Annotated in this window: 21 protein-coding genes; 6 read left to right on the top strand and 15 right to left on the bottom strand. The window is 73.8% G+C overall.

The window, feature by feature from the left end; genetic code table 11:
* Positions 1-176 precede the first annotated feature (176 nt).
* Positions 177-1,400, top strand: coding sequence for a PucR family transcriptional regulator (locus DEJ47_RS31565; RefSeq protein WP_150174007.1), 1,224 nt, complete (start codon positions 177-179; stop codon positions 1,398-1,400).
* Between the two features lie 21 nt (positions 1,401-1,421).
* On the opposite strand, the gene DEJ47_RS31560 is transcribed toward DEJ47_RS31565, so the two are convergent.
* The 3 genes from DEJ47_RS31560 to DEJ47_RS31550 form a co-directional block, all read right to left on the bottom strand.
* On the bottom strand, positions 1,422-2,177 hold the full coding sequence (locus tag DEJ47_RS31560; protein WP_150174005.1) for a DUF4239 domain-containing protein: 756 nt from the start codon (positions 2,175-2,177) through the stop codon (positions 1,422-1,424).
* Positions 2,174-2,788: a hypothetical protein gene (locus DEJ47_RS31555; protein WP_150174003.1), complete on the bottom strand. Its 615-nt coding sequence runs from the start codon at positions 2,786-2,788 to the stop codon at positions 2,174-2,176. The genes DEJ47_RS31560 and DEJ47_RS31555 overlap by 4 nt, the downstream gene beginning before the upstream one ends.
* 104 nt (positions 2,789-2,892) lie before the next feature.
* Complete coding sequence (locus DEJ47_RS31550; RefSeq protein ID WP_150174000.1) at positions 2,893-4,062, bottom strand: glycerate kinase; 1,170 nt, start codon at positions 4,060-4,062, stop codon at positions 2,893-2,895.
* Between the two features lie 156 nt (positions 4,063-4,218).
* On the opposite strand from DEJ47_RS31550, the gene DEJ47_RS31545 reads away from it, so the two are divergent.
* Positions 4,219-5,943: a BCCT family transporter gene (locus DEJ47_RS31545; protein WP_150173998.1), complete on the top strand. Its 1,725-nt coding sequence runs from the start codon at positions 4,219-4,221 to the stop codon at positions 5,941-5,943.
* A gap of 76 nt (positions 5,944-6,019) precedes the next feature.
* Complete coding sequence (locus DEJ47_RS31540) at positions 6,020-6,520, top strand: NUDIX domain-containing protein (RefSeq protein WP_150173996.1); 501 nt, start codon at positions 6,020-6,022, stop codon at positions 6,518-6,520.
* A 39-nt stretch (positions 6,521-6,559) separates the two neighbouring features.
* Here the strand turns inward: DEJ47_RS31540 and DEJ47_RS31535 are convergent, their stop codons facing one another.
* The 7 genes from DEJ47_RS31535 to DEJ47_RS31505 all read right to left on the bottom strand — a co-directional run bounded on the left by DEJ47_RS31535 (position 6,560) and on the right by DEJ47_RS31505 (position 14,524).
* Positions 6,560-7,063 carry a methylated-DNA--[protein]-cysteine S-methyltransferase gene (locus tag DEJ47_RS31535; protein ID WP_150173994.1) on the bottom strand — a complete coding sequence of 168 codons (504 nt, stop codon included), beginning with the start codon at positions 7,061-7,063 and terminating at the stop codon, positions 6,560-6,562.
* Between the two features lie 50 nt (positions 7,064-7,113).
* Positions 7,114-8,619, bottom strand: coding sequence for an AlkA N-terminal domain-containing protein (locus DEJ47_RS31530; RefSeq protein WP_150173992.1), 1,506 nt, complete (start codon positions 8,617-8,619; stop codon positions 7,114-7,116).
* 86 nt (positions 8,620-8,705) lie between these two features.
* Positions 8,706-9,221, bottom strand: coding sequence for an O-acetyl-ADP-ribose deacetylase (locus DEJ47_RS31525; RefSeq protein WP_150173990.1), 516 nt, complete (start codon positions 9,219-9,221; stop codon positions 8,706-8,708).
* Positions 9,218-10,630, bottom strand: coding sequence for a phytoene desaturase family protein (locus DEJ47_RS31520; protein WP_150175991.1), 1,413 nt, complete (start codon positions 10,628-10,630; stop codon positions 9,218-9,220). Before DEJ47_RS31520 ends, DEJ47_RS31525 begins: the two co-directional genes overlap by 4 nt.
* A 97-nt stretch (positions 10,631-10,727) precedes the next feature.
* Positions 10,728-11,555 (bottom strand): inositol monophosphatase family protein, encoded by an 828-nt coding sequence (locus DEJ47_RS31515; RefSeq protein WP_150173987.1) that lies wholly within the window; start codon positions 11,553-11,555, stop codon positions 10,728-10,730.
* 112 nt (positions 11,556-11,667) lie between these two features.
* A complete protein-coding gene (locus DEJ47_RS31510; RefSeq protein WP_150173986.1) occupies positions 11,668-13,512 on the bottom strand; it encodes a gamma-glutamyltransferase family protein in 1,845 nt (614 codons plus the stop codon).
* 61 nt (positions 13,513-13,573) lie between these two features.
* Positions 13,574-14,524, bottom strand: a complete 951-nt coding sequence (locus tag DEJ47_RS31505) for a MerR family transcriptional regulator (protein WP_150173984.1) — start codon at positions 14,522-14,524, stop codon at positions 13,574-13,576.
* Between the two features lie 98 nt (positions 14,525-14,622).
* Between DEJ47_RS31505 and DEJ47_RS31500 the strand changes: the two genes are divergently transcribed.
* Positions 14,623-15,228 carry an RNA polymerase sigma factor gene (locus tag DEJ47_RS31500; protein WP_150173982.1) on the top strand — a complete coding sequence of 202 codons (606 nt, stop codon included), beginning with the start codon at positions 14,623-14,625 and terminating at the stop codon, positions 15,226-15,228.
* A gap of 45 nt (positions 15,229-15,273) precedes the next feature.
* Complete coding sequence (locus DEJ47_RS31495; RefSeq protein WP_150173980.1) at positions 15,274-16,005, top strand: SDR family NAD(P)-dependent oxidoreductase; 732 nt, start codon at positions 15,274-15,276, stop codon at positions 16,003-16,005.
* Between the two features lie 3 nt (positions 16,006-16,008).
* Here the strand turns inward: DEJ47_RS31495 and DEJ47_RS31490 are convergent, their stop codons facing one another.
* Positions 16,009-17,385: a cryptochrome/photolyase family protein gene (locus tag DEJ47_RS31490; protein ID WP_150173978.1), complete on the bottom strand. Its 1,377-nt coding sequence runs from the start codon at positions 17,383-17,385 to the stop codon at positions 16,009-16,011.
* Between the two features lie 199 nt (positions 17,386-17,584).
* Here DEJ47_RS31490 and DEJ47_RS31485 point away from each other — a divergent pair, with 199 nt between their 5' ends.
* Entirely contained in the window at positions 17,585-18,649 is a 1,065-nt protein-coding gene (locus tag DEJ47_RS31485; RefSeq protein ID WP_150173976.1) for a biotin/lipoate A/B protein ligase family protein, read from the top strand.
* Positions 18,650-18,670: 21 nt separating this feature from the next.
* Here the strand turns inward: DEJ47_RS31485 and DEJ47_RS31480 are convergent, their stop codons facing one another.
* The 4 genes from DEJ47_RS31480 to cydB form a co-directional block, all read right to left on the bottom strand.
* A complete protein-coding gene (locus tag DEJ47_RS31480; RefSeq protein ID WP_150173973.1) occupies positions 18,671-19,669 on the bottom strand; it encodes a TIGR03842 family LLM class F420-dependent oxidoreductase in 999 nt (332 codons plus the stop codon).
* 113 nt (positions 19,670-19,782) lie between these two features.
* Positions 19,783-21,483, bottom strand: coding sequence for a thiol reductant ABC exporter subunit CydC (gene cydC, locus DEJ47_RS31475; RefSeq protein WP_223828562.1), 1,701 nt, complete (start codon positions 21,481-21,483; stop codon positions 19,783-19,785).
* Positions 21,484-21,560: 77 nt separating this feature from the next.
* Positions 21,561-23,441, bottom strand: a complete 1,881-nt coding sequence (cydD, locus tag DEJ47_RS31470) for a thiol reductant ABC exporter subunit CydD (RefSeq protein ID WP_223828561.1) — start codon at positions 23,439-23,441, stop codon at positions 21,561-21,563.
* Positions 23,442-23,472: 31 nt separating this feature from the next.
* Complete coding sequence (cydB, locus tag DEJ47_RS31465; protein ID WP_150173969.1) at positions 23,473-24,495, bottom strand: cytochrome d ubiquinol oxidase subunit II; 1,023 nt, start codon at positions 24,493-24,495, stop codon at positions 23,473-23,475.
* Between the last annotated feature and the right edge of the window lie 33 nt (positions 24,496-24,528).

The raw sequence follows: 24,528 nt of genomic DNA, 5'->3' as shown, positions 1-24,528 counted from the left end.
GGCCGCCCGTCCACGGGCTGCGGGGGAAACGCTGCGGGAGACCACTGGGGGCGCCCCGCCGTTGTGCATGGGCACAACACCGCGTGTCAGGGGCCTGCCGGAGGGGGCGGAGCAATGGCATCCTCCCCAGCAGCGCCGTGCCGACGGCGCCCTGGCGCGCGGCGACGGGGGGAACGATGAGCGGGCTCACGAACGGACGCAGGCCTCGGACCGGACACGACTGGAAGCTCCTCAAGGAGGCGTGCACCGCGCTCCTTCCACGGGTGCCCGAACTGGTCGACCTGCATCTGCGGCAGCTCGGCGAGCACTCGTCGGTGTACGGGAGCGTCCTGCCGTACGACGTGCAGTGGCGGGAGGCCGAGGAGGCCATGCGGATCGGCATCGAGGCGATCTCGGCCCCGCGGGCGTCGCCGCGCCGCGACCTGGAGTACGCGGAGGAGGCGGGGCGCCGCCGTGCCCAACAGGGCCTTCCGCTGGACCTGTTGGTGCACTCGTACCGCAACGCGGGCTATCTCGTGTGGGACTCGCTCCTGGAGGGCACCGCGGGCAAGGACCCGGAGAAGCTCGCGGTCCTGATGCGCTCGGCGACGATGGTGTGGTCGGCGGTGGACGCGCAGGCGGCGGTGGCCTCCGACGCGTACCGCGCGACGGAACTGGAGCTGCGGCGGCGCACGGACGAACAGCTGCAGGCGCTGCTCGACGCCCTCCTGGAGGGCCGGTCGGCGCCGGGGCTCGCCGCGCGCGCCGCCGCCGGGCTCGATCTGCCCGAGCACGGCCCGTACGCGGTGATCGTGCTCCGCGCGGAGCGGCGCGACGGGCGCGAGGCGTTCCACCGGCAGATCCAGCGGGCGGGCTTCCGTTTCATCTGGCGGATGCGGACGGACTGCGAGGTCGGGGTGGTCGCGCTCGGCGCCGACGAGGGCCTCGACGGCCTGGCGCGGCTGCTCGACGGGCGGTGCCCCGGACCGGGCGGCATCAGCCCCGTCGTGGCCGGGCTCGCCGAGCTCGGCCACGCCCGACGGCTCGCGGAGCTCGCGCTGCGGACGTGTCCGCCGGACACGACGGGCATCGTCCGCCTCGACCAGCGGATGCCGACGGCCCTCGTGGTGAGCCAGCCGGAACTCGCGGGGCGGCTCGTGTCGGAGGTACTCGGCGAGGTCCTCGCGCTCGAACCGGCCGACCGTGCCGTGCTGTTGGAGACGCTGGACGCCTGGCTGGCGTGCGAGGGTTCGGCGGGACGGGCGGCCGGGCGCCTCTACTGCCACCGCAACACCGTCTTCAACCGCCTGCGTCGCCTGGAACAGCTGACCTCGCGCTCACTGGCCCGCCCGCGGGACCTGGTGGAGGTGTCACTCGCGGTGGAGGCGCACCGGCTCGCGCAACGGCAGGTCACGCACTGATGAGGTCACGCACCGCTCGGGTCACGCGCTGATCAGGTCCTGGAACGCGGTCGTCGTCTCCGTCGCCGTCCTGCCGAAGGGCGCGTCGAAGTTCCAGACCAGGAAGAGGAGGAAGGCGATCAGGGCGCTGAAGGTGCCCGCGAGCAGCAGTTCCCTGGACGAGCGTCTGATCTGCAGCGTGAAGATCAGTCCGACGGTGACGAACGCCCCGGCGACGAGGCCGAACCAGACCACGCCGGGCAGGGTCTCCTCCGCGTTGTCGGCCCGCGCCCTGCGCGCCTCGTCGGCGGCGGCCACCTGGTCGAGGAGCGGCTGGTAGGTCTGCGCCTCCAGCTCGCTCGCGGGCGTGCGCCGCGCGATGTCCCGCCGCAGCGTGTCGAGGAGTTCGCCGCCCCGGTCGGTGAGCCGGTGCTCCTCGATCATGTGCGGCCACTCGACGGTGGTGACGTGCTCGCTGTAGCGCCGCACGTCGTCTTCGATGCGTTCCCGCGCGTCCGCCGGGTAGACCTGCACGCGCCTGCTGATCTCGTGCAGCGCCTGCGCCTCGTCGCGGGTGCCGTCCTGGGCGGCTCCGCGGGCCTCCCAGACACCGGCGATGGCGAGGCCGAGGACGATCGCGTATACGACGCCGACCATCATGACCATGTACTCCAGGACGTCCGGCGTCTCGCTGGTGTCGTCGTCCTCGGGCACCCTGCGGTGTCTGATCACGGTCACGGCCAGCACGATCGCGCAGGCGAGCACCATGGCCAGACCGAGTACGAACCATTCCGTCACGAGGGGCCTCCGGAGGGCTGGGTGGGGCGGGAACGGGCGCCGGACGTACCGGACGCGGCGGAGCGGGAGCGCGGACGCAGCAGCGCGGCGGCGAGGACCGCGGGCGTGGTGACGACCATCGTGGTGGTGACCATGGACCGCCCGCCCTCGCGCTCGGTCTCCTCGGCGGGCCGGTAGCCGGGCGCCGAGAGAGCGGGCCCGGACGGTGCGCCGGGTGCGGGGCGCGCGGGGCGGGGGCGGGACTCCAGGCGTACGGGAACGTGGAGTTCGCGGATGCGGGGCGCGGCGCGGGGCGGGGGGTCGGTGGGGGGTGCGGGGTCGGCAGGGGGTGTGGGGGGCCTGGCCGCGCGGGGGGTTGCTGTCGCGGGTGGGGGTGGCGGGGTCGTCGGCGCTCCGGGGCCGGGCTGAGCGGGCCGCTCGGGCACGGCATCGCCGGGGACGCCCGGGTCGTCCTCGCGGCAGATCTCCAGCCGCTCCGAGAGGACCACGCCGAGCGTCCCCGCGTACGTGTCCAGACGCGCGCCGATCTGCGCGTCGACGGTCAGCCCCGGCACCGGGCACAGGCTCACGACGATGCCGAGACCACCGCCGAGCCGCACCCACCCGGTCAAGATCGACTCCTTCTCACGTAGAGAAGAAACGATCACGTTCCCGGTTCGACACGGGTGAGACTTTCAAGGCCTGGCCCTGGGCCTTGGGTATCGAGGCCGGGCCCTCAGGCGAGGAAGTCGCGGGCGATGCCCTCCGCCACCGTCTCCAGGATCGGCCCCGCCTCGGCGATGCACCGCGCCACGTCCGGCTCGACGTCGGTCAGGGCGTACGCGCGGCGGATGCCCGCCTTGCCCAGCACCTCGGGGGCGAGCGCGAGGCGGCCGCAGACCGCGACGACCTCGACCCCGGCGGCCCGCGCGGCCGCGGCCACGCCCGCCGGTGCCTTGCCGTGCAGGGTCTGCTCGTCGAGCGAGCCCTCGCCGGTGATGACGAGCGTCGCCCGCTCCAGGGCGGGCGCGAAGCCGAGCACGTCGAGCATGACGTCGATGCCGGGCCGGAAGCCCGCCCCGAGACCGACCAGCGCGCCGTACCCGATGCCGCCCGCGGCGCCCGCGCCCGGCGACTGCGCGTACTCCGCGGCCTTCGGGCCGATGGCCTTCTCCAGGACCGTGGCGTAATGGGCGAGCGCGGCGTCCAGCGCGGCGACGTCCGCGGGCTCGGCGCCCTTCTGCGGTCCGTAGACGGCCGGGGCGCCCTTCGGGCCGGTCAGCGGGTTGTCGACATCGCTGGCGAGGACGATCTCGACGTCCTTCAGACGCGGGTCGAGGCCCGACAGATCGGCGGTCGCCAGGTCCTTCAGCGGGCCCCCGCCGGGCGCGACGGGCTCGCCGTCGGAGTCCAGGAAGCGCGCGCCGAGCGCCGCCAGCATGCCGGCGCCGCCGTCGGTCGTGGCGCTGCCGCCGACGCCGAAGACGATGGTGCGGGCGCCCGCGTCGAGCGCCGCGCGGATCAGCTCCCCGGAGCCGTACGTCGTGGACGTGAGCGGCGCGAAGACACCCTCGGGGAGCAGCTGAAGGCCCGAAGCCTCGGCCATCTCCACCACGGCGGTGCCGTCCTTCAGCGCGTACGCCGCCGTCACCTCGTTGCCCAGCGGTCCCGTGACGCGCACCTCGCGGCGCTCGAAGCCGCCCGCGACGGCCGCGGCGACCGTGCCGTCGCCGCCGTCGGCGACCGGCAGCGCCTCGACCGCGACGCCGGGGGCGACCCGGTGGAGCCCGGCCGTCACCCGCTCCGCGACCTGCACGGCCGTGAGCGACCCCTTGAACTTGTCCGCGGCGATGAGCACGCGCTGCGCCTGCTGCTCGTGTTCCGCCGTGCTTGCAGCGTCCGCCACCTTGCATTCCCCTTGCTTTCCGGGCCTTGCTCGCGTCAAGGCAGTCGCGCCGCTGCGACCATAACCGCAGACAGGGGCCGCTGCCCATGGTCACCGGGACGTGAGACGGCGTGGCCCGCCGGAAAATCGCTCCATATCGCTCCATAGTGGTGCGCCATGAGTACGGAAATGATCGATCAGCCCCGTCCCGGTGACGGTCCGACGGGCTCTCCCCCGGGCGGCCCGGACTCCGCGGAAGGACACCCTCCGGACGGCACCCCCGACTACCTGGTCGTCGGCATCGGCGTCGCCGCGGTGCTCGGGGTGGTCGCCTGGGCGGCGCTCGGCAAGCGCTCCTTCGACCGCGCTTCCGACAGCGCGCTCGGCTGGGTCCTCGACAACTTCGCCTGGCTCTTCGTGATCGCCGCGGACGTCTTCCTCGTCCTGTGCGTGGTCCTGGCGCTGAGCCGCTTCGGCCGGATCCGTCTGGGCACGGACGACGCGCGGCCCGAATTCACCGATCTCGCGTGGATCGCGATGATGTTCAGCGCGGGCATGGGCATCGGCCTGATGTTCTACGGCGTAGGAGAGCCGCTCACCCACTACCTGGACCCGCCGCCGTCCTCGGCCGCCGCGCCCCGTTCCGGCGGCGCGGCCCGCACCGCCCTGGAGTACTCCTTCTTCCACTGGACACTGACGCCCTGGGCGATCTACGGCATCGTGGGCCTCGCCCTCGCCTACGCCGGCTTCCGCAAGGGCCGCGGCAACCGGCTCAGCGCCGTCTTCGTACCGCTCATCGGTGCCCGGCGGGCGGCGGGCCTGCCCGGCAGGATCATCGACCTGCTCGCGGTCTTCGCCACCGTCTTCGGCACGGCGACCAGCCTCGGCGTCGGCGCGCTCCAGGTCGCCACGGGACTCAACCTCACGACGGGCGTGGAGAGTTCGACCACCCTCCAGCTCATCATCATCGTCTCGCTCGGCGCCGCCTTCGTGCTGTCGGCCTTCTCCGGGGTGCACAAGGGCGTCAAGTGGCTCAGCACCCTCAACATCGTGCTGGCCGCCTGCCTGATGCTGTTCGTCTTCGTCCTCGGGCCGACCGTCTACGTCCTGGACGCGATCCCGGCGAGCGTCGGCGGCTACCTCCACCAGCTGCTCCCGATGGCCTCGCGCACCGGCGCCTTCACCGACAGCGGCTGGCTCGGCTCCTGGACGGTCTTCTACTGGGCGTGGTGGCTGTCCTGGGCCCCCTTCGTCGGCACGTTCATCGCCCGCATCTCGCACGGCCGGACGATCCGCGAGTTCCTGATCGGCGTGCTCCTCGTGCCGAGCGGCGCGACCGTCGTCTGGTTCTGCGTGATGGGCGGCACCGGCATCCGGCTCGACGCGACCGGCAAGGTCGACATGGCGGCGAAGGTCGAGGAGGGGGCGGAGTCCTCGCTCTTCGCGATGCTGGACGCGCTGCCGCTGGGCACGGTCACGTCGTGGGTCGCGATGCTCCTGGTGATGACGTACTTCGTCACGAGCGCCGACTCCGCGTCGCTGGTGATGGGCTCGCTCAGCAGCCGCGGCTCCCTGCACCCCCCGACCTGGCTGGTCGTCACCTGGGGCGTCCTCATGGCGGCGGTGGCCGCGGTGCTCCTGGTCGCGGGCGGTCTGGACTCGCTGCAGAGCGCGACGATCCTGGTGGCGCTGCCGTTCGTCGTGGTGATGCTGACGCTGTGCTGGGCGCTCCTGAAGGAGCTTCGCGGCGACCCGGGCGCGGGCCCCGCCCGCGGGCACGCGCTGCACGGACTGCGGGACGCGGTGCGCACGATGGTCGGCGAGGCGATCACCGAGCAGAGCCCGGACCGGCACCACCGGCTCCGCCGGATCGCCAGATCCCGCGGCAAGGACGGCGACTGACCGGGGCCGCCCCTGATGTCGTGACGGGCTCCCCGCCGACCGGAACCTGACCGGCACCCCCGACTACCCTTCCCCCGTGACCATTCAGGACTACACCACGTACATCGCAGGGCTCCCCCGCGTCCTCGTCGGCGCCGCCGCGCTCTTCCGGGACGCCGGGGGCCGGGTCCTGCTCGTCGAGCCCAACTACCGCGAGGGGTGGGCGCTGCCGGGCGGGACCGTGGAGTCGGACGCGGGCGAGACACCCCGGCAGGGGGCGCGCAGGGAGACCGTCGAGGAGATCGGCCTCGACGTCGAGCTCGGCCCGCTGCTCGCCGTGGACTGGGTGCCGCCGGGTCCGCTGCGGCCACGGCCGCCGCTGGTGGCCTACCTGTACGACGGCGGGGTGCTCGGCGCCGCGCAGCTGGAGTCGATCGCCTTGCAGGAGGAGGAGCTCCTGTCGTGGCGCCTGGTGGCTCCGCAGGAGCTCGCGGAGTACCTGCCGAGCGAGCTGGGGCGCCGGGTGTCCGCCGCGCTGGACGTACTGGCACACGGGAACGGCCCCGCGGAGCTGGAGGACGGGCACCGGGTCGGCTGACTCGGACACCGGCACAGAACGCCGACTCGGAACGCCCGCTCAGAACAGCGCGTCCTCGGCCGCCCCGCCCGTCCCTCCCTCGAAGGCGAGCAGCCGCTGCTTGCGGTCGAGGCCGCCGCCGTAGCCGGTCAGGCTGCCGTTGGCGCCGATGACGCGGTGGCAGGGCACGATGACCCCGATGGGGTTCTTGCCGTTGGCGAGGCCGACCGCGCGGGAGGCGTTCGGTTTGCCGAGGGCTTCGGCGAGTTCGCCGTACGTGCGGGTCATGCCGTACGGGATGCGCCGCAGTTCGTCCCAGACCAGTCGCTGGAACGGGGTGCCGTCGAGTCGCAGCGGAACGTCGAACTCCGTCAGCTCCCCGGCGAAGTAGGCCTCCAGCTGGCTGATCGCCTCGCCGAAAGGTGCCGGGTCGCGGTCGCCGAAGGTCTCCTCGGGCGGGCGGTGCCGCTGTTCGGTCATGTAGAGGCCGCTGAGGACGCCGTCGGTGGCGACGAGGGTGAGGGGGCCGTAGGGGCTGTCGACGACGGTGTGCAGGCGTTCCATGGGTACGTCCTCGGGTGAGACCGGCAAGGCGGGCGGGACGGGCGGGGCCGTCATGCGGGGATGACGTTGATGGGGTGGGCGTCGGTGGCCCACAGGTACTGCACCGCGTACGCCCGCCACGGCCGCCAGGCGGCGGCGCGCGCGGTGAGTGCGGCGGGGGTGTGCGGGAGCCCCAACTCCTGTGCGGCGCGCCGGATGCCGAGGTCGGAGGGGAGGAACGCGTCCGGGTCGCCGAGCGCGCGCATCGCGATGACCTCGACGGTCCAGGGGCCGAACCCGGGGAGCTCGGTGAGGCGGGCGCGGGTCTCGTCCCAGTCGCTCTCCGGGCCGAGCCGGAGGCTGCCGTCGGCGAGGTGCTGGACCAGTGTCATGAGGGTGGCGCGGCGGCTGCGGGGCAGCGCGAGGGTCTCGGGGTCGAGCGCGGCCAGCTCCCGCGGGGCGGGGAAGAGGTGCGTGAGCCCGCCCTCGGGGTCCTCGACGGGCCGCCCGTGCGCGGTGACGAGACGGGCCGCGTGGGTACGGGCGGCGGCGGTGGAGACCTGCTGCCCCAGGACGGCCCGTACGGCGAACTCCGCCTCGTCGACGGTGCGCGGCACGCGCCGCCCCGGAGCCTTGTCGACGAGCGGCGCGAGCAGCGGATCGTCCCTCAGCTGTCCGTCGACGGCGGCGGGGTCGGCGTCCAGGTCGAGCATGCGGCGGCACCGGCTGATGGCGAGGGTCAGATCGCGCGGGTCGGTGAGGGAGAGGCGGCAGGCGATGTGGTCGGGGTGCGGGGTGAGCGCGACGATGCCGTGCCCGTGGGGAAGACCGAGCGTTCTGCGGTACGCCCCGTCCCGCCACTCCTCGACGCCGGGCACGGCGGTGGCGATGAGGTGCCCGAAGAGGTTGTCGGGGTTGAGCGGCGCACGGAACGGCAGCCGCAGGGTGAGGGTGCCGCCTGCGGTGGCGGGCGGGGTGACGGGAGGGGTGGCGTTCCGCCCGGAGGGCAGCCGCTTCGGCGCGCGGGCGCGCAGTTCGCCCGGGGACAGGGCGAAGACCTCACGGACCGTGTCGTTGAAGGTGCGGATCGAGGCGAACCCCGCGGCGAAGGCGATGTCCGCCATGGGCAGCGTGGTCGTCTCGATGAGGAGCCGGGCCGTCTGGGCGCGTTGGGCCCGGGCCAGGGCGAGGGGGCCCGCGCCGAGTTCGGCGCGCAGCTGGCGTTCGACCTGCCGGGTGCTGTAGCCGAGGCGGGCCGCGAGGCCGGTGACGCCTTCGCGGTCGACGACGCCGTCACCGATCAGGCGCATCGCGCGGGCGACGAGGTCGGCCCGCTGGTTCCACTCGGGAGAGCCGGGGCTGCTGTCCGGCCGGCACCGCTTGCAGGCCCGGAATCCGGCCTGCTGGCAGGCGGCGGCGCTCGGGTAGAACGTCATGTTCTCGGCCTTGGGCGGCACGACGGGGCAGCTGGGACGGCAGTAGATCCGCGTGGTCACGACGGCCGTGAAGAACCAGCCGTCGAAGCGGGCGTCCTTCGACTGAACGGCGCGTACGCAGCGCTCTGTGTCGGTGTGCATGGCTCCAGCTTCGCGGATGCCACGGGGGCACGGCTGGCGGAAATCCGACATCGACGTGGCTCTGCCAGAGGCTGGGCACAGCCCCGCTACAGGGCCGCCTCGAACGCGGCGTACGCGTCCTGCCCGAGCAGCACGAACCGCACCTCGTCGAAGCGCTCCGGGTCCGCCGCTTCCCGTACCGTCGCGACGGCGATGCGTGCCGCGTCCTCCAGGGGCCAGCGGTAGACGCCCGTGGAGATCGCTGGGAACGCGACCGTACGCGCGCCCAGCTCGGCGGCGACCCGCAGCGACTCGCGGTGGCAGGAGGCCAGGAGCTCGGAGCGGTCCTCCGTGGCGGACCAGACCGGGCCGACGGTGTGGATCACATGGTGCGCGTCGAGCCGCCCCGCCGTGGTCGCGACGGCGCGCCCCGTGGGCAGCCCCTTGCCGTGGTGCTGGGCGCGCAGGCGGCGGCAGTCGGCGAGGATGTCGGGGCCGCCGCGCCGGTGGATGGCGCCGTCGACCCCGCCGCCGCCGAGGAGCGACGAGTTCGCCGCGTTGACGATGGCGTCGGCGCGCTGCGCGGTGATGTCGCCCTGGACGAGGGTGACGGGGGCCGTCACGAGGTGCTCCTGAGCCTGCGCCACACGGCCTTCGCGGCGTTGTGCCCGGACATGCCGTGCACGCCGGGGCCGGGAGGTGTCGCGGACGAACAGATGAAGACGGCGGGGTGCGGTGTCGCGTACGGGAAGAGGGAGAGCTTGGGGCGCAGCATCAGCTGCAAACCGCTCGCGGCGCCGCAGGCGATGTCACCGCCCACGTAGTTCGCGTTGTGCGCGGCGAGTTCCGGCGGGCCGGCCGTGGCGCGGGCGAGGACGCGGTCGCGGAAGCCGGGGGCGAAGCGCTCCAGCTGCCGCTCGATGGCGTCGGTCAGGTCGCCCTGCCAGCCGTTGGGCACGTGCCCGTACGCCCAGAAGACGTGCTTGCCCTCCGGGGCGCGGGAGGGGTCGACGACGCTGGGCTGCACCGTGATCAGGAACGGCGTGTCCGGCGCCCGCCCCTCGCGGGAGGCGGCGCGCAGCGCGGCGCCGATCTCCTTGCTGCTGGAGCCGACCTGCACCGTCCCCGCGCTCCGCGGCTCCCGCGCGGTCCAGGGGACGGGGCCGTCGAGCGCGTAGTCGATCTTGAAGGCGCTCGCGCCGTACCGGTACCCCTCGTACGCGCGGCCGAGACCGGCGATCCTGGCGAGGGCGGTGGGTGAGGTGTCGAAGACGTAGGCGCGGGCGGGCGGCAGGTCGTCGAGCCGCTTCACTTCGTAGTCCGTGTGGACGGAGCCGCCGAGGTCCTTCAGGTACGCGGTGAGCGCGTCGGAGATCGACTGCGAGCCGCCGCGCGCCAGGGGCCAGCCGCGGGCGTGCGCGGCGAGCGCGAAGACCATGCCGACGCCGCCCGTGACGATGCCGTCGAGCGGCGCGATGACGTGCGCGACGAGCCCCGCGAACAGCGCGCGGGCCCGGTCGTCGCGGAAGCGCCGCATCAGCCACGTCGACGGCGGCAGTCCGGCGAGTCCGAAGCGGGCGAGGGTCACGGGGTCGCGCGGCAGCGAGCTCATCGGCAGGGACATGAAGTCCTGGAGGAGCGTGTCCCACTTGGGCAGGAAGGGCTCGATCAGCCTGCGGTACGCCCCCGCGTCGCGCGGCCCGAAGGAGGCGGCGGTCTCGGCGACGGAGCGGGACAGGACGGCGGCGGTGCCGTCCGGGAAGGGGTGGGCCATGGGCAGTGGGGGCTGGAGCCACTCCAGTCCGTACCGGTCCAGGGGCATGCCGCGGAACGCCGGGGAGTTGATGCCCAGCGGGTGGGCGGCGGAGCAGGGGTCGTGCCGGAATCCCGGGAGCGTCAGCTCCTGCGTGCGCGCGCCGCCCCCGACCGTGCTCCTGGCCTCGAAGACGGCCACGGAGAAGCCTCGGCGGGCGAGCTCCACGGCAGCGGTCAGCCCGTTCGGTCCCGCTCCCACGACCACGGCGTCAAGCATCGACGGCACCCGGACTCCTTTGTCAGCCGACGGCCTCTGCCGCCCAGGATAGGACGGACGACCTGCGCTCTTCCTCGAGCCCCTCTCAGGCCGGGCCTCAGGCGCCGGCCGCGAGGAGACCGGCGATCCGGCGGGCCGTGGCGGCGTCGCGGGCCGCGGTGAACGGCAGGGCGTTGCCCCCGCCTATCCGGAACGGCTCCCCCGTGAGCGTCAGGTCGGCGCCCCCGGCCTCCGCCACGAGCAGCAGCCCCGCGGCGTGGTCCCAGGCGAGCTCCCACGAAAAGGCGACGGCGTCCAACTCGCCCCGGGCGATGGCGAGATACTCCAGGCCCGCGGAGCCGCAGGGCCGCGGGCGCACGCCGTCGGTCACGAGCCCCAGCAGGGCGTGCTTCTGCTCCTCCGTGGTGAAGTCCGGGTGCGAGGTCGCCACCTCCACGTCGGCGCCCGGCGCGGGCGCGCCCGCCACCAGCCGCTGTCCGTTCAGCCACGCGCCCTGGCCGCGGACCGCGACGGCCATCTCGTCCAGCATCGGCGCGTACGTCCACGAGGCCTGGACCTCGCCGCCCACCGCGAGGGCGACAAGCATGCAGAACCCCGGGTTCCCGTTCACGAACTGCCGTGTGCCGTCCACGGGGTCGACGATCCAGACCGGCGCGTCGCCGCGTATCGCCTCGTACTTCGACGGATCGGCGTGCACGGCCTCCTCGCCGACGACGACCGAGCCGGGGAGCAGGGCGGCGAGGTCGACCGTCAGCTGCTCCTCCGCCCGTCGGTCGGCGACGGTCACCATGTCGTGCGGGCCGCTCTTCTCCACGACGTCGCCCTCGGCGAGCTGCCGGAAGCGGGGGGTGACCTCCGCCGCTGCGGCCTTGCGGAGGGCTTCCTCCACGTCGCGTACCCCGTGCGTCAAAAACTCTTCGATCATGCCTCCCATGAGAGCACGCCCCACTGACATCCCGTACGCCCCCGCCAAACGTCGGGTCAACTCCAGGGGAACCCCTGGGGCGCCCCCGCCCCAAGGCGCCCCGCCGGAACCCTCACCGCCCCACCGCGTACCCCTGCATCCCCCGCGCGTTCGCCCCCGCCGAAAGCACCCCCGACCCCGGCTCACGGGCCACCGCGCACAACCGGCCTTCCGACCACGCGCCCCCGACCGTCACCACGTGCCCCCTGCGGCGCAGCTCCTCGACCACCTCAGGTGGCGTGCGGGACTCGACCGTGAGGCTGCCCGCCCGCATCTCACGGGGGTGGAAGGAGCCGGGGAACGCCTCCGTGTGCCAGTTGGGGGCGTCGATCGCGCCCTGGAGGTCGAGTCCGCCGCGTACCGCGTCCCGCATGACCACTCCCAGGAAGAAGTGGACCTGCCACTGGTCCTGCTGGTCTCCCCCGGGCGTGCCGAAGGCCAGTACCGGCACCCCGTCCTTGAGCGCCAGCGAAGGGGACAGCGTCGTGCGCGGGCGCCTGCCGGGGGTGAGGGAGTTCGGGAGGCCTTCCTCCAGCCACGTCATCTGGAGCCGCGTGCCGAGCGGGAAGCCGAGTTCGGGCACGACGGGGTTGGACTGCAGCCAGCCGCCGCTGGGCGTGGCGGACAGCATGTTCCCCCAGCGGTCGACGATGTCGATGTGGCAGGTGTCGCCACGGGTCCCCCCGTCACCGGCCACGGTCGGCTCCCCCGCCCCCGCCATCGCCGTGCCGCCCCACGTGTCCGCCCCCGGCGTGTCCCCCGCCGCCACCGCGAGCGCGTGCGCGGAGAGCCGCGGATCGCGCCCGCCGGGGGCGCCGGGGCGCAGGTCGCGCGACGCCTTCTCCCCGATGAGCCGCCGCCGCTCCGCGTTGTACGCGGCGGACAGCAGTTCGCTCGCCGTCACGCGCTCCGCCGCCGCGGCCGCGTCCCCGTACCAGGCCTCCCGGTCCGCCATGGCCAGCTTGCAGCCCTCGACGAGGAGGTGGATGTATGCGGCGGATCCGTACTCCGGGAGCTCCGCGACGCTGCCGGGCAACAGCGCGAACTGCTGCAGGAGCGCGGGGCCCTGGCTCCACAGGCCCGCCTTGCACAGGGTCCACCCGTTCCAGTCGTACGTGACGGGAGCCTCGTACGACGCCTCCCACCCGCGCAGGTCGTCCGCCGTCAGCGTGCCCACGTGCCGCTCGCCGCTCGTGTCCATGGTCGGCCGCCCCGCCTGCCGCACGAGCGCCTCGGCGATGAATCCGTCGCGCCACACCGCCCGCGCGGCCTCGATCTCCGCCTCGCGCGACGCCCCGCCGTCACCACGGGCCGCCGCCTCCGCCTCCGCTGTCAGCCGCCGCCACGTCGCGGCGAGCGCGGGGTTGCGGAAGAGCTCACCGGGGCGCGGCGGTGTGCCGCCGGGCAGGTAGACCTCGGCCGAGGTCGGCCATTCGCGTTCGAAGAGTTCCCGCACCGTCCCCACGGTCTCGCAGACCCGCTCCACGGGGGCGTGCCCGTCCTCGGCGTACCCGATCGCGTACTTCAGGACGTCCGCGAGGGACTTCGTGCCGTGGTCCCGCAGGAGCAGCATCCACGCGTCGAAGGCGCCGGGGACGGCCGCGGCGAGCGGCCCGGTGCCGGGCACCAGGTCGAGGCCGAGCGAGCGGTAGTGGTCCACGGTCGCCCCGGCGGGCGCGACGCCCTGGCCGCACAGCACGCGCACCTCTCCCCCCGCGGGCGCGAGGATGACCGGGACCTCGCCCGCGGGCCCGTTGAGATGCGGCTCGACCACGTGCAGGACGAACCCGGCGGCGACGGCGGCGTCGAACGCGTTGCCCCCGTCCTCCAGAACGGCCATCGCGGACTGCGAGGCGAGCCAGTGGGTGGACGACACCATGCCGAAGGTGCCCTGGAGGGTGGGGCGCGTCGTGAACATGATCGGCAGGCTAACTTCCGCCGTCGCGCCGGTCGACCGGTCACGCCACGGGCCCCGGCGGTCATCCGCCGAAGAGCGACTCGATCCGGTCGGCCGCCGTCCGCAGGCCCGTCAGCCGTTCCACGCCCGGTCCGTAGGTTCCCGCCGCGGGCGACCAGCCCGGCCCCGCGACCAGTACGGCCGGGTGTGTCCGGGCGCCCCGCACGCCCCACTCCGCCTCCGTGATGAGGCGTACGAGCGCGCGGTCCGCGGTGTTGCGCGAGTGGGCCCAGAGCACCACCGCGGAGGGGCCGATGCGTCGGACCGCCTCGTACAGCGCCTCGGCGGGCAGTGCGGCGCCGAACATCCTTGTGGCCACGCCCCGTTCGCCGAGTACGGCGACGAGCGCCTCCAGGGGGAGGGTGTGCTGCTCCCCCGGCACGCACGTGAGCAGCACGGGTCCGGAGGGTGTCGACGCCGGGGTGCCGCGCATGTTCCGGGCGAGCCGCAGGGAGGACGAGACGTGCCAGGAGAGGAGGTGTTCGACCTCCACGTACCGCTCGCCGGACGAGGCCCACTTCCGTCCGATCGCGTGCAGGGCCGGTGCCATGACTTCCTCCCAGCCCGTGGTGTAGCCGTACTCCCCCACGGTGGTGGTCAGTTGGGTCTCGACGGCGGGCGCGTCGAGCCGTACCGCCGCCCTGGCCAGGCCCCGGCACTCCTGGCGTACGTTGCCGAGCGAGAGGTTGCCGGAGTCGCCGCCGCGCCGCTGGCGCGGGAGGGTGACGGGTGACTCCTGGAGGGCCGCGCGCGCGGCCTCGGCGGGCGGTACGCCCAGTGCGGTCAGCCGGCACATCTCCTCCACGCGCCCCACGTCGGCGGGGCTCCAGCGGCGGTGGCGGCCTTGTTCACGGTCGGCGGGGCCGATGCCGTAGCGCCGTTCCCAGGAGCGGAGCGTCGTCGGGGCGACGCCCAGTTTCCTGGCGACGGTTCCGGTGGTCAGCGCGGTGCCCGACGTCGGTGCAGCTGTCATACCGCGACGATACGACGCACAATCGCTGCGAGTTGTCGCCTCTCACGGACTGTCACCAATCTGGGGTCAACTCCGTTCCCTGCACGAGGAGTAGTGCCATGCTGATGGCAGACATGTCCTCTCCGGCCCCAGGACATCCGCTCGGCGACGCCCAGCTCGCCGCGGCCTATCGCCGCTGGGGGCGCCTCGTCCACCAGATCGCCAGGCGGGCCCTCGGGGACGGCCCCGACGCGGAGGACGTGACACAGCAGGTGTTCCTCGCCGCCTGGCGCGGGCGCCACGGGTACCGGCCCGGCGCGGGCGGCCTGGCCGGGTGGCTGGTCGGCATCACGCGGCACAAGGTCGCCGACGCGCTCGCGGCACGGGCGCGGCGTGCCGTGCTCGTGGCGGCCGTGGGCGCCCGGCAGGAGGCGCCGCCCGTCGGCGGGCCGGGGCCCGAGCAGGTGCTCGACCGGGTTCTCGTCCAGCGCGAGCTGGCGCTGCTGCCCTCCTCCCAGCAGCTGGTGCTGCGGCTGGCGTTCTACGGTGATCTGACGCAGAGCCAGATCGCGGAGCGGACCGGTCTGCCGCTCGGCACGGTCAAGAGCCATACGCGGCGCGGACTGCGGGCGCTGCGCGAAGGGCTGGCGCCGGCCGGTCCGCCGCGGCCGGATGTCCCCGAGCCGGTCCGCGGAGAGCGCATCCGATCCGCACGGTCGGCGTGAAGTACCGGGCATCCCCTCAACCTCTCGCCCTGTGGAGGAAGACCCATGGAAATCTCGGGTGCCCGCGTTCTCGTGGTCGGGGCCACCGGTGTACTGGGCGGCCTCATCGCGTGCGCGCTGGCGGAGCGCGGCGCGCGGCCCGCGCTCGCCGGCCGCAACCCCGTGCGTCTGGCGGCTCTCGCACGTGACCTCGGCGGCCCGCCCGCCCGGTGCTTCGAGGCGTGCGACCTGGACCAGTGCTCCGCGCTCGGACCGTGGGCGGAGCGCGCGCTGTCAGGCCTGGACGGAGTGCTCGTGACGGTCGGGGCGGCGGCCTTCGGCGCGGTGGAGGACGTGTCGAACGCGATGGCGGGTCATCTTCTGACGGTCAACGCGCTGTGTCCCATGGCGGTGTTGAGGGGCGCGGCACCGGTGGTGGCGGACAAGGGGTTCCTGCTGGCGATGACGGGTGGGGTGCCCGAACGGGCTCGTACGGATGCCACTGTCGACGTACCGGTCCCCGTGGAGCACCCGGACCGGCCGCACGCGCCCGCACAGGCCGACCACATCGCGGGCACCGCCGACTACACCGCGTCCAAGGAGGCGCTGAGCGGTTGGCTGGGTGTGCTGTCCGAGGAGCTCGCGCCGCGGTCCGTCACGGTCCTCGACATCCGCTCGCCGCACCTGGACACCGGGTTCGTCGAGCGGTCCCTGACCGGGCGGGCGCCCGCGCTGCCGCCGGGAGCCGACGCCCTGAAGGCGGTGCACTTCCTGATGGACAGCATCGCCTCGGCCTGACACTCACTCGAAGAAGCCCCGGGCCCGCCTGAACCGCCGCAATCCCTCGGACAGGTCCACGATGGGCTGCGGGTAGTCGTACTCCGCCCGCGCCGCCTTCGGCAGCTTCCACGGTTCGTGGACCGCCGCGCCGCGCAGACCCGCGAGTTCGGGCACCCAACGGCGTACGTACGTGCCGTCCGGGTCGTAACGCTTCCCCTGCAGCACGGGGTTGAGCACGCGGTTGGGGCGGCTGTCCGTGCCGGTGCCCGCCGCCCACTGCCAGTTGAGCTGGTTGTTGGCGAGGTCGCCGTCGACGAGGAGCCGCTGGAAGTGGCGAGCGCCGATCCGCCAGTCGATGTACAGGGTCTTGGTGAGGAAGCTCGCGGTGAGGAGCCTGCCGCGGTTGTGCATCCAGCCCTCGTGCCGCAGCTGGCGCATGGCGGCGTCGACGACCGGGTAGCCCGTGGCCCCGTCCTGCCAGGCGCGGATGTCGGCGTCCGCCGACCTTCCCGTGCGCCAGCGGTCACCGCGCGTGCGGTAGTCGGCGGCGGCCGCGCGCGGCCGGGCGGCGAGCACCTGGTGGTGGAAGTCGCGCCAGCACAGTTGCCGGACGAAGTCCTCGGCTCCGCCCGAGGCCCGCCTGCGGGCGCCGTGGACGAGTTCGGCGCAGGACAGTGTCCCGAAGTGCAGATGCGGCGACAGTCGTGATGTGGCGTCGCCCGCCAGGTCGTCGTGGTTCTCGGTGTACTGGTCGATGCCGTCGCGCAGCCACGCCTTCCACAGGGCGCGGCCCGCGCTCTCACCGCCCTCGGGGAGGCCCGGCGAGAGGCCGTCCATGTCCTCGCGGGAGGGGTACGGGTGGGAGCGGACGTGGTCCGGGACGCGCACGGTGCGCGGGGCAGCGAGCACGGCCCGTACGCCTTCGGCGGTCCAGCGGCGGAAGTACGGCGTGAAGACCGCGAAGTGGTCGGAGTTGGCGGGGGTCACGGCGCCGGGGGCGACGGCGGTGACCACGGCGTCGTGGACGTAGAGACGGCGGCCGTCCCGCTCCAGGGCCTCGCGCAGCCGCCGTTCGCGGGCGTGCGCGTACCGGCTGACCCCGGCCGCCATGTGGACCTCGTCGGCGTCGGCCGACTCGACGACCGACAGCACCTGTTCGACGAGGTCACCGGCGCGCACCACGAGTCGCCCGCCGAGTTCCCGCAGCCGGCGGTCGAGGTCGGCCAGGCAGTCGGCGAGGAACGCCTCCCGGTTCGGGCCCGCGTCGCCCAGGTCGGCGATGGCCCGGTCACGGACGAAGAGCGGCACCACGGCGTCGGCACCGGAGACGGCGGCGCGCAGCGGCGGATGGTCGTGCACCCGCAGGTCCGAGGTGAACAGGACGACCGAGATGTGCATGGTGCGGGCTCCAGGGGGCGGGGTGGCGCGCGGGGTGGTGCTTCTCCTTTTCTTCGGACGGTCAGCGGTCGGCGGATGCGCCGACCGGGGCACGGTCCCCCGCACGGAGCACACAAGGAGGACATTCCCTCTCTCGGTTAGCGTTGGGGGATGATTCGGAACACGGTGGCCGCGGCTGACGCGGCGTGGAGGCGGCACGGTGCACGGTGAGTACAAGGTCCCCGGCGGCAAGCTCGTCGTCGTGGATCTGGACGTCGAGGGCGGCGAGCTGCGGAACACCCGCGTGGCCGGTGACTTCTTCCTGGAACCGGACGAGGCGCTCGACGCGATCAACGGCGCGCTGAACGGCGCCCCGGCCGACACGAACGCCCCGGGCCTCGCCGCCCGCATCGAGGCCGCGCTCCCCGAGGGCACCGTCATGTACGGCCTGACGTCGGAGGGCATCGGGGTCGCCGTCCGCCGCGCCCTCGCGCACGCGACGGACTGGACCGACTACGACTGGCAGCTGATCCACGAGGGTCCGCAGCCGCCCGCGCTGCACATGGCTCTCGACGAGGTGCTGACGCAGGAGGTCGCGGCGGGCCGTCGGCCGCCGACGCTGCGCGTGTGGGAGTGGGCGTCGCCCTCGGTGATCATCGGCAGTTTCCAGTCGCTCGCCAACGAGGTGGACGCACAGGGTGCGGCCCGGCACGGCATCGACGTCGTGCGCCGGATCTCGGGCGGCGGCGCGATGTTCGTGGAGCCGGGCAACACCATCACGTACTCGCTCTCCGTCCCCGACGCCCTCGTGCAGGGCCTCTCCTTCCAGGACAGCTACGCCTACCTGGACGACTGGGTGCTCGGGGCCCTCGCCGACATGGGCATCAAGGCGTGGTACCAGCCGCTCAACGACATCGCGACGGACGCGGGGAAGATCGCGGGGGCCGCGCAGAAGCGGACGGTGGCGCCGGGCGGCGGGCCGGGCGCGGTGCTGCACCACGTGACGATGTCGTACGACATCGACGCGGACAAGATGCTGGAGGTGCTGCGCATCGGCAAGGAGAAGCTCTCCGACAAGGGCACGCGGAGCGCCAAGAAGCGCGTCGACCCGTTGCGCCGCCAGACCGGACTGCCCCGCGAGGCCGTCATCGAGCGCATGGTCGACTCGTTCCGCGGCCGGTACGGCCTCGCCGAGGGGAAGGTCACCGACGAGGAGATGGCGCGCGCGCAGGAGCTCGTGCGGACCAAGTTCACGACGGAGGAGTGGACGGCCCGCGTGCCCTGACGGTTGTCGGGTGCCGACGGCTCAGGAGAGCCGCGGGATCACCGAGGAGCCGTACGCGTCGATGACGTCCTCGCGCGCGTCGTGCATCGCGTACACCGCGAACTGGTCGACGCCCAGCTCTCGCAGCTCACGCAGCCGTTCGAGGTGCGCGTCGACGGGGCCGAGCAGGCAGAACCTGTCGACGATCTCGTCGGGCACGAACGCTGTGTCGGGGTTCCCCGCGCGCCCGTGGTGGCTGTAGTCGTAGCCTTCACGCGCCTTGATGTACGAGGTGAGGGCCTCCGGCACCATCGACGAGCGCTCGCCGTACCTGGTGACCAGGTCGGCGACGTGGTTGCCGACCATGCCGCCGAACCACCGGCACTGTTCGCGGGCGTGCGCGAGGTCGTCGCCGACGTAGGCGGGCGCGGCCACGCAGATCTTGACGTCGGCGGGGTCGCGTCCGGCGTCGGCGGCCGCGTCCCGTACGGCCCTGACCATCCACCGCGTCAGATACGGGTCGGCGAGCTGCAGGATGAACCCGTCGGCCTTCTGTCCGGCGAGCGCGAGCGCCTTCGGGCCGTACGCCGCCATCCACACCGGCAGCCTGCCGTCCCTGACCCACGGCAGCCGCAGCGTCTGCCCGCCGATGTCCGCCTCACGTCCCTCGGCGAGGTCACGGATGACGTCGATGGCCTCGCCGAGCCTGGCCAGGGTGTGGGGCTTGCGTCCCGCGACGCGCATCGCGGAGTCGCCGCGCCCGATGCCGCAGACGGTGCGGTTGCCGTACATGTCGTTGAGGGTCGCGAAGGTCGACGCGGTGACTTCCCAGGTGCGGGTGCCGGGGTTGGTGACCATGGGGCCGACGGTCAGCCGGGTGGTGTGTTCGAGGATGCGGCTGTAGATGACGAACGGCTCCTGCCACAGCACGGACGAGTCGAAGGTCCAGCCGTAGCGGAAGCCGTTGCGCTCCGCGCGCCGCATGAGGCCGACGACCTCCGACGCGGGCGGGTCGGTCTGCAGTACGAGTCCAAAATCCATGGCCTTCGCTCCTCACTCCGATCGAAGGTCGTCCGAGGAGGGACAATCCTGGACGTGTCGCCGGAGCTTGGCAAGAGGGACTCGGGGGCATCCCTCGCGGACCTGAGTGGACGTCAGAGCGCCATGGCGGCCGGGCCGTCCGTCGCGGAGTCGAGGTCCTCGGGGGTGGCGGGGCGGATCCGGCCCCGGTCCAGGGTGACGATCTCGTCGGCGCCCGCGAGGCCCGCGCGCTCGTGCGTGACCAGGAGCGTGGTGCGGCCGCGGGTGGCGTCGAGGATGTCGGCGAGCACCTCGGCCGCGGTGTCCGGGTCGAGGCCTTCGGTGGGTTCGTCGAGGACGAGGACGGGTGGGTCGGCGAGGAGCGCGCGGGCAAGCAGCAGGCGGCGGCGCTGGCCGCCCGACATGGTGGCGCCGTCCCCGCCGAGCACGGTCTCCCACCCCTCGGGCAGCGACTCGATCCAGTCCAGGATCCTGGCCCTGCGGGCGGCCTCGCGCAGGTCGGCGTCGGTGGCGCCGGGGGACGCGAGGAGGAGGTTGGCGCGGATCGTGGCGTGGAAGACGTGTGCGTCCTGCGTCATGCCGGTGATGGCGCGGCGGGCGTCGGCGCCCGAGCAGTCGTGGAGTTCGCGTCCGCCGACGCGGATGCTGCCCGCTTCGTACGGCACGAACCGCATGAGTGCCGCGATCAGGGTGGATTTACCGGACCCGCTGGCCCCGATGAGCACCACTCGGCGGCCGGCCGGCAGTCGCAGGCTCGCTCCGTCCAGGGCCGGGGGGTTGTCCTGGACGTGGCGGACCCGCAGGTCGGTGATGGTCACGTCGAGGGGTGCGTCGGTGGGCAGCGGGTCCGGGGTCTGTGGGTCGGCGACGGGCGCCGGGGTGTCGAAGAGGTCGGCGAGCCGCCGCGCGGAGGCGCGGACCTCGACGAAGCGCCGGGCGGCGGCGGGCAGCGGCGCGAGCGCCTCGAAGGAGACGAGCGCGAGGACGGCGAGGACGGTGAGCTGGACGGCGGGCAGGTCGCCCGCCGCGTGGGCGCGCAGCGCGAGCCAGGTCACGCCGACGGTCGCGGTGCCCTGCAGGACGAGCACCAGCGCCTGGGCGAGCGACGTGGTCAGTGCCTTGCGGCGCTCCAGTTCGGCGATGCGCGCGGTGACGGCGCGGGCCCGGTCGTGGGTGCGGCCACGGGCGCCGTACGCGGCGAGGTCGGCGGCACCCTGCGTCAAGTCGACGGTGACGGCGGCGAGTTCGGCGCGGGCCGTCTTCTCGATGTGGCCCGCGCGGCGGGACAGGACGAGGACCGCGGCGGGCACGAGGATTCCGGCGACGGCCAGCAGCAGTCCGAGCAGCACGCCCGCCCCCGGCAGCAGTACGGCGACGGTGCCGGTGGCGGCCGCGGCGACCACGAACGCCGCCGTGGCCGGGATCATCACCCGCAGCAGCAGGTCCTGCGCGGCGTCCACGTCGTCGACGAGGCGGGTCAGGAGGTCGCCGCTGCGGAAGGCGGGGGTGCCGGCCGGTGCGAGCGGCACGAGCGCCTCGAACACCCGGGCGCGGAACCCCGCGACGGCGTGCAGCACGCCGTCGTGCCCGAGGAGCCGGTCGACGTACCGGAGCGCGCCGCGCCCGAGGGCGAGGGCCCGCACGGCGACGATCGCGACGCTCACCGCGGCGAGGGGCGGCTGCTCGGCGGCGCGGGTGATGAGCCAGGCGGCGGTGGCCATGAGCGCGGCGGCGGCGAGCTCGCTGCCTGCCGCGGCGAGCGCGGCGGGCAGCAGCCTGCGCCAGTACGGCAGGAGGTGCTGGAGGAGACGCACGGTGGGCCCGGCTCCCCGGCCGGTTGCGGCCCCGTGGCCGGCGGCGGCTCTGGGACCGGCGGCCTTGACGTACGAGCTCATGAGACCACCAGCTTTTCCGGGGTGACGGGGTCGAGGGAGTCCGAGGGGATCAGGGAGGGAGCAGGGGTGGGGGCCGGGGGCGGTTCCGGCGCGCGGGACAACCGGTTCGTGGGCGCCGGGCCCTGCGGGGATGCGGCGGCCGCACCGGGAGTGGCCGGGGCGGGGGCGCTCACCGGGGCCGGCGAGGGTGTCGCCGTCGGGGCGGGTCCCGTGGCGGGCCCGTCAGTGGCGGCGACCGTGCCCGCTCGGACCGTGATGATGCGGTCCGCGTACGGCAGCAGGCTCGTGCGGTGGGCGACCACGACCGCCGTGCGGCCGCGCATGAGGGCGACCGTGGCGCGCGTGACGGCGGCCTCGCTCTCCGGGTCGAGGTGTGCGGTCGGCTCGTCGAGCAGGAGGACCGGCGCGTCCTTGAGGAACGCGCGGGCCAGCGCGATCCGCTGGCGCTGACCGGCGGAGAGCCCCGCGCCGTGCTCGCCGAGAACGGTGTCGTACGCGTGGGGAAGCTCGTCGACGAAGAGGTCGGCGGAGGCGGCGCGGGCCGCTTCCCGTACCTCGGCGTCGGTCGCGTCCGGCCTGCCCAGCCGGATGTTCTCGGCGACGGTCCCGGCGATCAGGTGCGGGCGCTGCGGCACCCAGGCGACCTGGGCGCACCAGTCGTCGGGGTCGAGTCCCGCGAGGTCGGTGCCGCCGGCCGCGACCCGGCCCGACGCCGGGGTGACGAAGCCGAGGAGCAGCGAGAGCAGCGTGGACTTGCCCGCGCCGCTGGGGCCGACCAGGGCGATGTGCTCGCCGGGGGCGATGGCGAGGGAGACGTCGCGGAGGGCGGGCTCGGTGCGGCCCGGGTAGTGGACGGTGACGTCGTGGAGGGTGAGGGCCGCCGTGCGGGCGTCGGGCGCGGGGGCGCGCTCGGCGGCGGGCCGGTTTGTGACCTCGTCGTCGAGTGCGGCGAAGACGCGTTCGGCGACCGAGATGCCTTCGGCGCTGTCGTGGAAGGCGGCGCCCATGGCGCGCAGCGGCAGGTACGCCTCGGGGGCCAGGAAGAGGACGACGAGGGCGGTGTGCAGGCCCACGTCGCCGTGCAGGAGCCGCAGTCCGACCGGGACGGCGACGAGGGCGACGGAGAGGGTGGCGACGGTCTCCAGGACGAGGGAGGAGAGGAACGCGACGCGCAGGGTCCGCATGGTGGCCCGGCGGTGGGCGTCGGCCATGTCGTGGACGACCTTGGTCTGGTGGTGTTCGCGGCCGAAGGCGCGGAGCGTCGGCAGTCCGGCGACGACGTCGAGGAAGTGGCCGCCGAGCCGGGACAGCAACCGCCACTGGCGGGCGGTGCGTTGGGCGGTGTGCATGCCGACCAGCGCGCCGAAGACGGGGATGAGCGGCAGGGTGATGACGATGATGAGTGCCGAGGTCCAGTCGGTCCACGCGACCCAGGCGACCACGGTGAGCGGGACGACCGCGACGGCCGCCCGTGTGGGCAGGTAGCCGACGACGTAGGGGTCGAGGGCGTCGAGCCCGCGGGTGAGCAGGGTGGCCGTCTCGCCGTGGCGGCGGTCGGCGAGCCGAAGCGGCCCCGTCCGCTGCAGCTGTCCGGTGATCCGGTCGCGCAGGGTCGCCTTGGCGCCGGCCGCGGCGCGCTGGGCGAGCGCGCCGCGGACCCAGGTGAGCAGGGCGCGCAGGGCCATGACGGCACCGAGCGCGGCCAGTGTGCCGGTGCGGATGCCGTGTCCCGCGAAGCCGTCCGCGAGGGCCGTCGCGAGCAGGACGGCCTGGGTGACGATGAGCCCGGCGCCCGCCAGGGCCAGTACCGAGGAGTACGTCATGTGGCGCCGCAGCACTGGGATGTCCCGCATGAGGCGGCGTTCGACGGGCTTCATCGTGGGGTACCTCTCGTCGCTTTCCGGGGGGTCAGAAGTAGCTGGGGTGACGCTGTCCCGTCCGCCCCCGGAAGGCCCACCAGCTCCAGAACTGGTAGGCGAGGATCGTCGGGATCACCAGGACCCCGAAGCCGCTGAGGATCTTCAGCGTGGCGTCGTCCGTGATGGCGTGGTCGATGTCCAGGCCCGCGCCGGCCTCGGTGATCAGGAGGTACGGGTAGTGGCCCGCCCCGAGGAGCAGCACCGGCAGCGCGGTGGCACAGCAGGTCGCGGCGAACGCGAGGACATTGTTGCCGCGGCCGAGGTGCCACCAGGCGGCGCCGAGCGCGGCGACGATCAGGGCGGCGATGATCCACGACGTCGTGCGGTTCGTCATGGAGGCGCCCGCGCCGAAGACCGTGAGGAGCAGGGCGAGGGCGCCGACGGCGGCCACGCCGACGAGCAGGCTCGCGGCCATTTTCCGTGCCCGGTCGGCGAGTTCGGGCTCGGAGCGCAGGGCGACGAAGGTCGCACCGTGTGCCGCGAAGAGCAGCACGGTGGTGACGCCGCAGACGAGCACGAACGGCGAGAACACCTCGCCGAGCCCGATGTGGAAGCTGCCGTCGGCGCGGCGCGGCACCCCGTGGAGCAGCAGCCCCACGACGAGTCCCCAGCACACGGCGGGGACGGCGCCGCCGATCACGATCAGCACGTCCCAGGCCCGGCGGCCGCGGGCGCTGCGGGAGCGGCGGCGCAGTTGGACCGCGGCGTTGCCGAGGACCAGGCCGGCGAGGATCGCGACGATCAGCGGGTACATGCCGGACAGGAGGGTGCCTTCGAGGTGCGGGAAGGCACCGAACATGACTCCGGCGAAGGCGACCAGCCAGACCTCGTTGCCCAGGAAGAACGGCGCGATGGCGTCGAGGGCGGCGTTTCCGCTGGTGCGCTTCTCCTCCTGACCGTCTCGGCCGAGGAAGGGGTGCAGCATCTGTGCGCCGTAGTCGTAGCCGCCGAGTACAAAGTACCCGGCGAGTAGCAGGCCGAGGAGGGCCAGCCAGACGGTCTCCAGACTCATCTCGCTCAACTTTCCGTTACAGCAGGGGAGATC

The organism is Streptomyces venezuelae, from assembly GCF_008642355.1.
GTDB classification, from domain to species: domain Bacteria; phylum Actinomycetota; class Actinomycetes; order Streptomycetales; family Streptomycetaceae; genus Streptomyces; species Streptomyces venezuelae_B.
The sequence above is the reverse complement of the archived record's forward strand: the minus strand, read 5'-3'. Positions and strand labels throughout refer to the sequence as shown.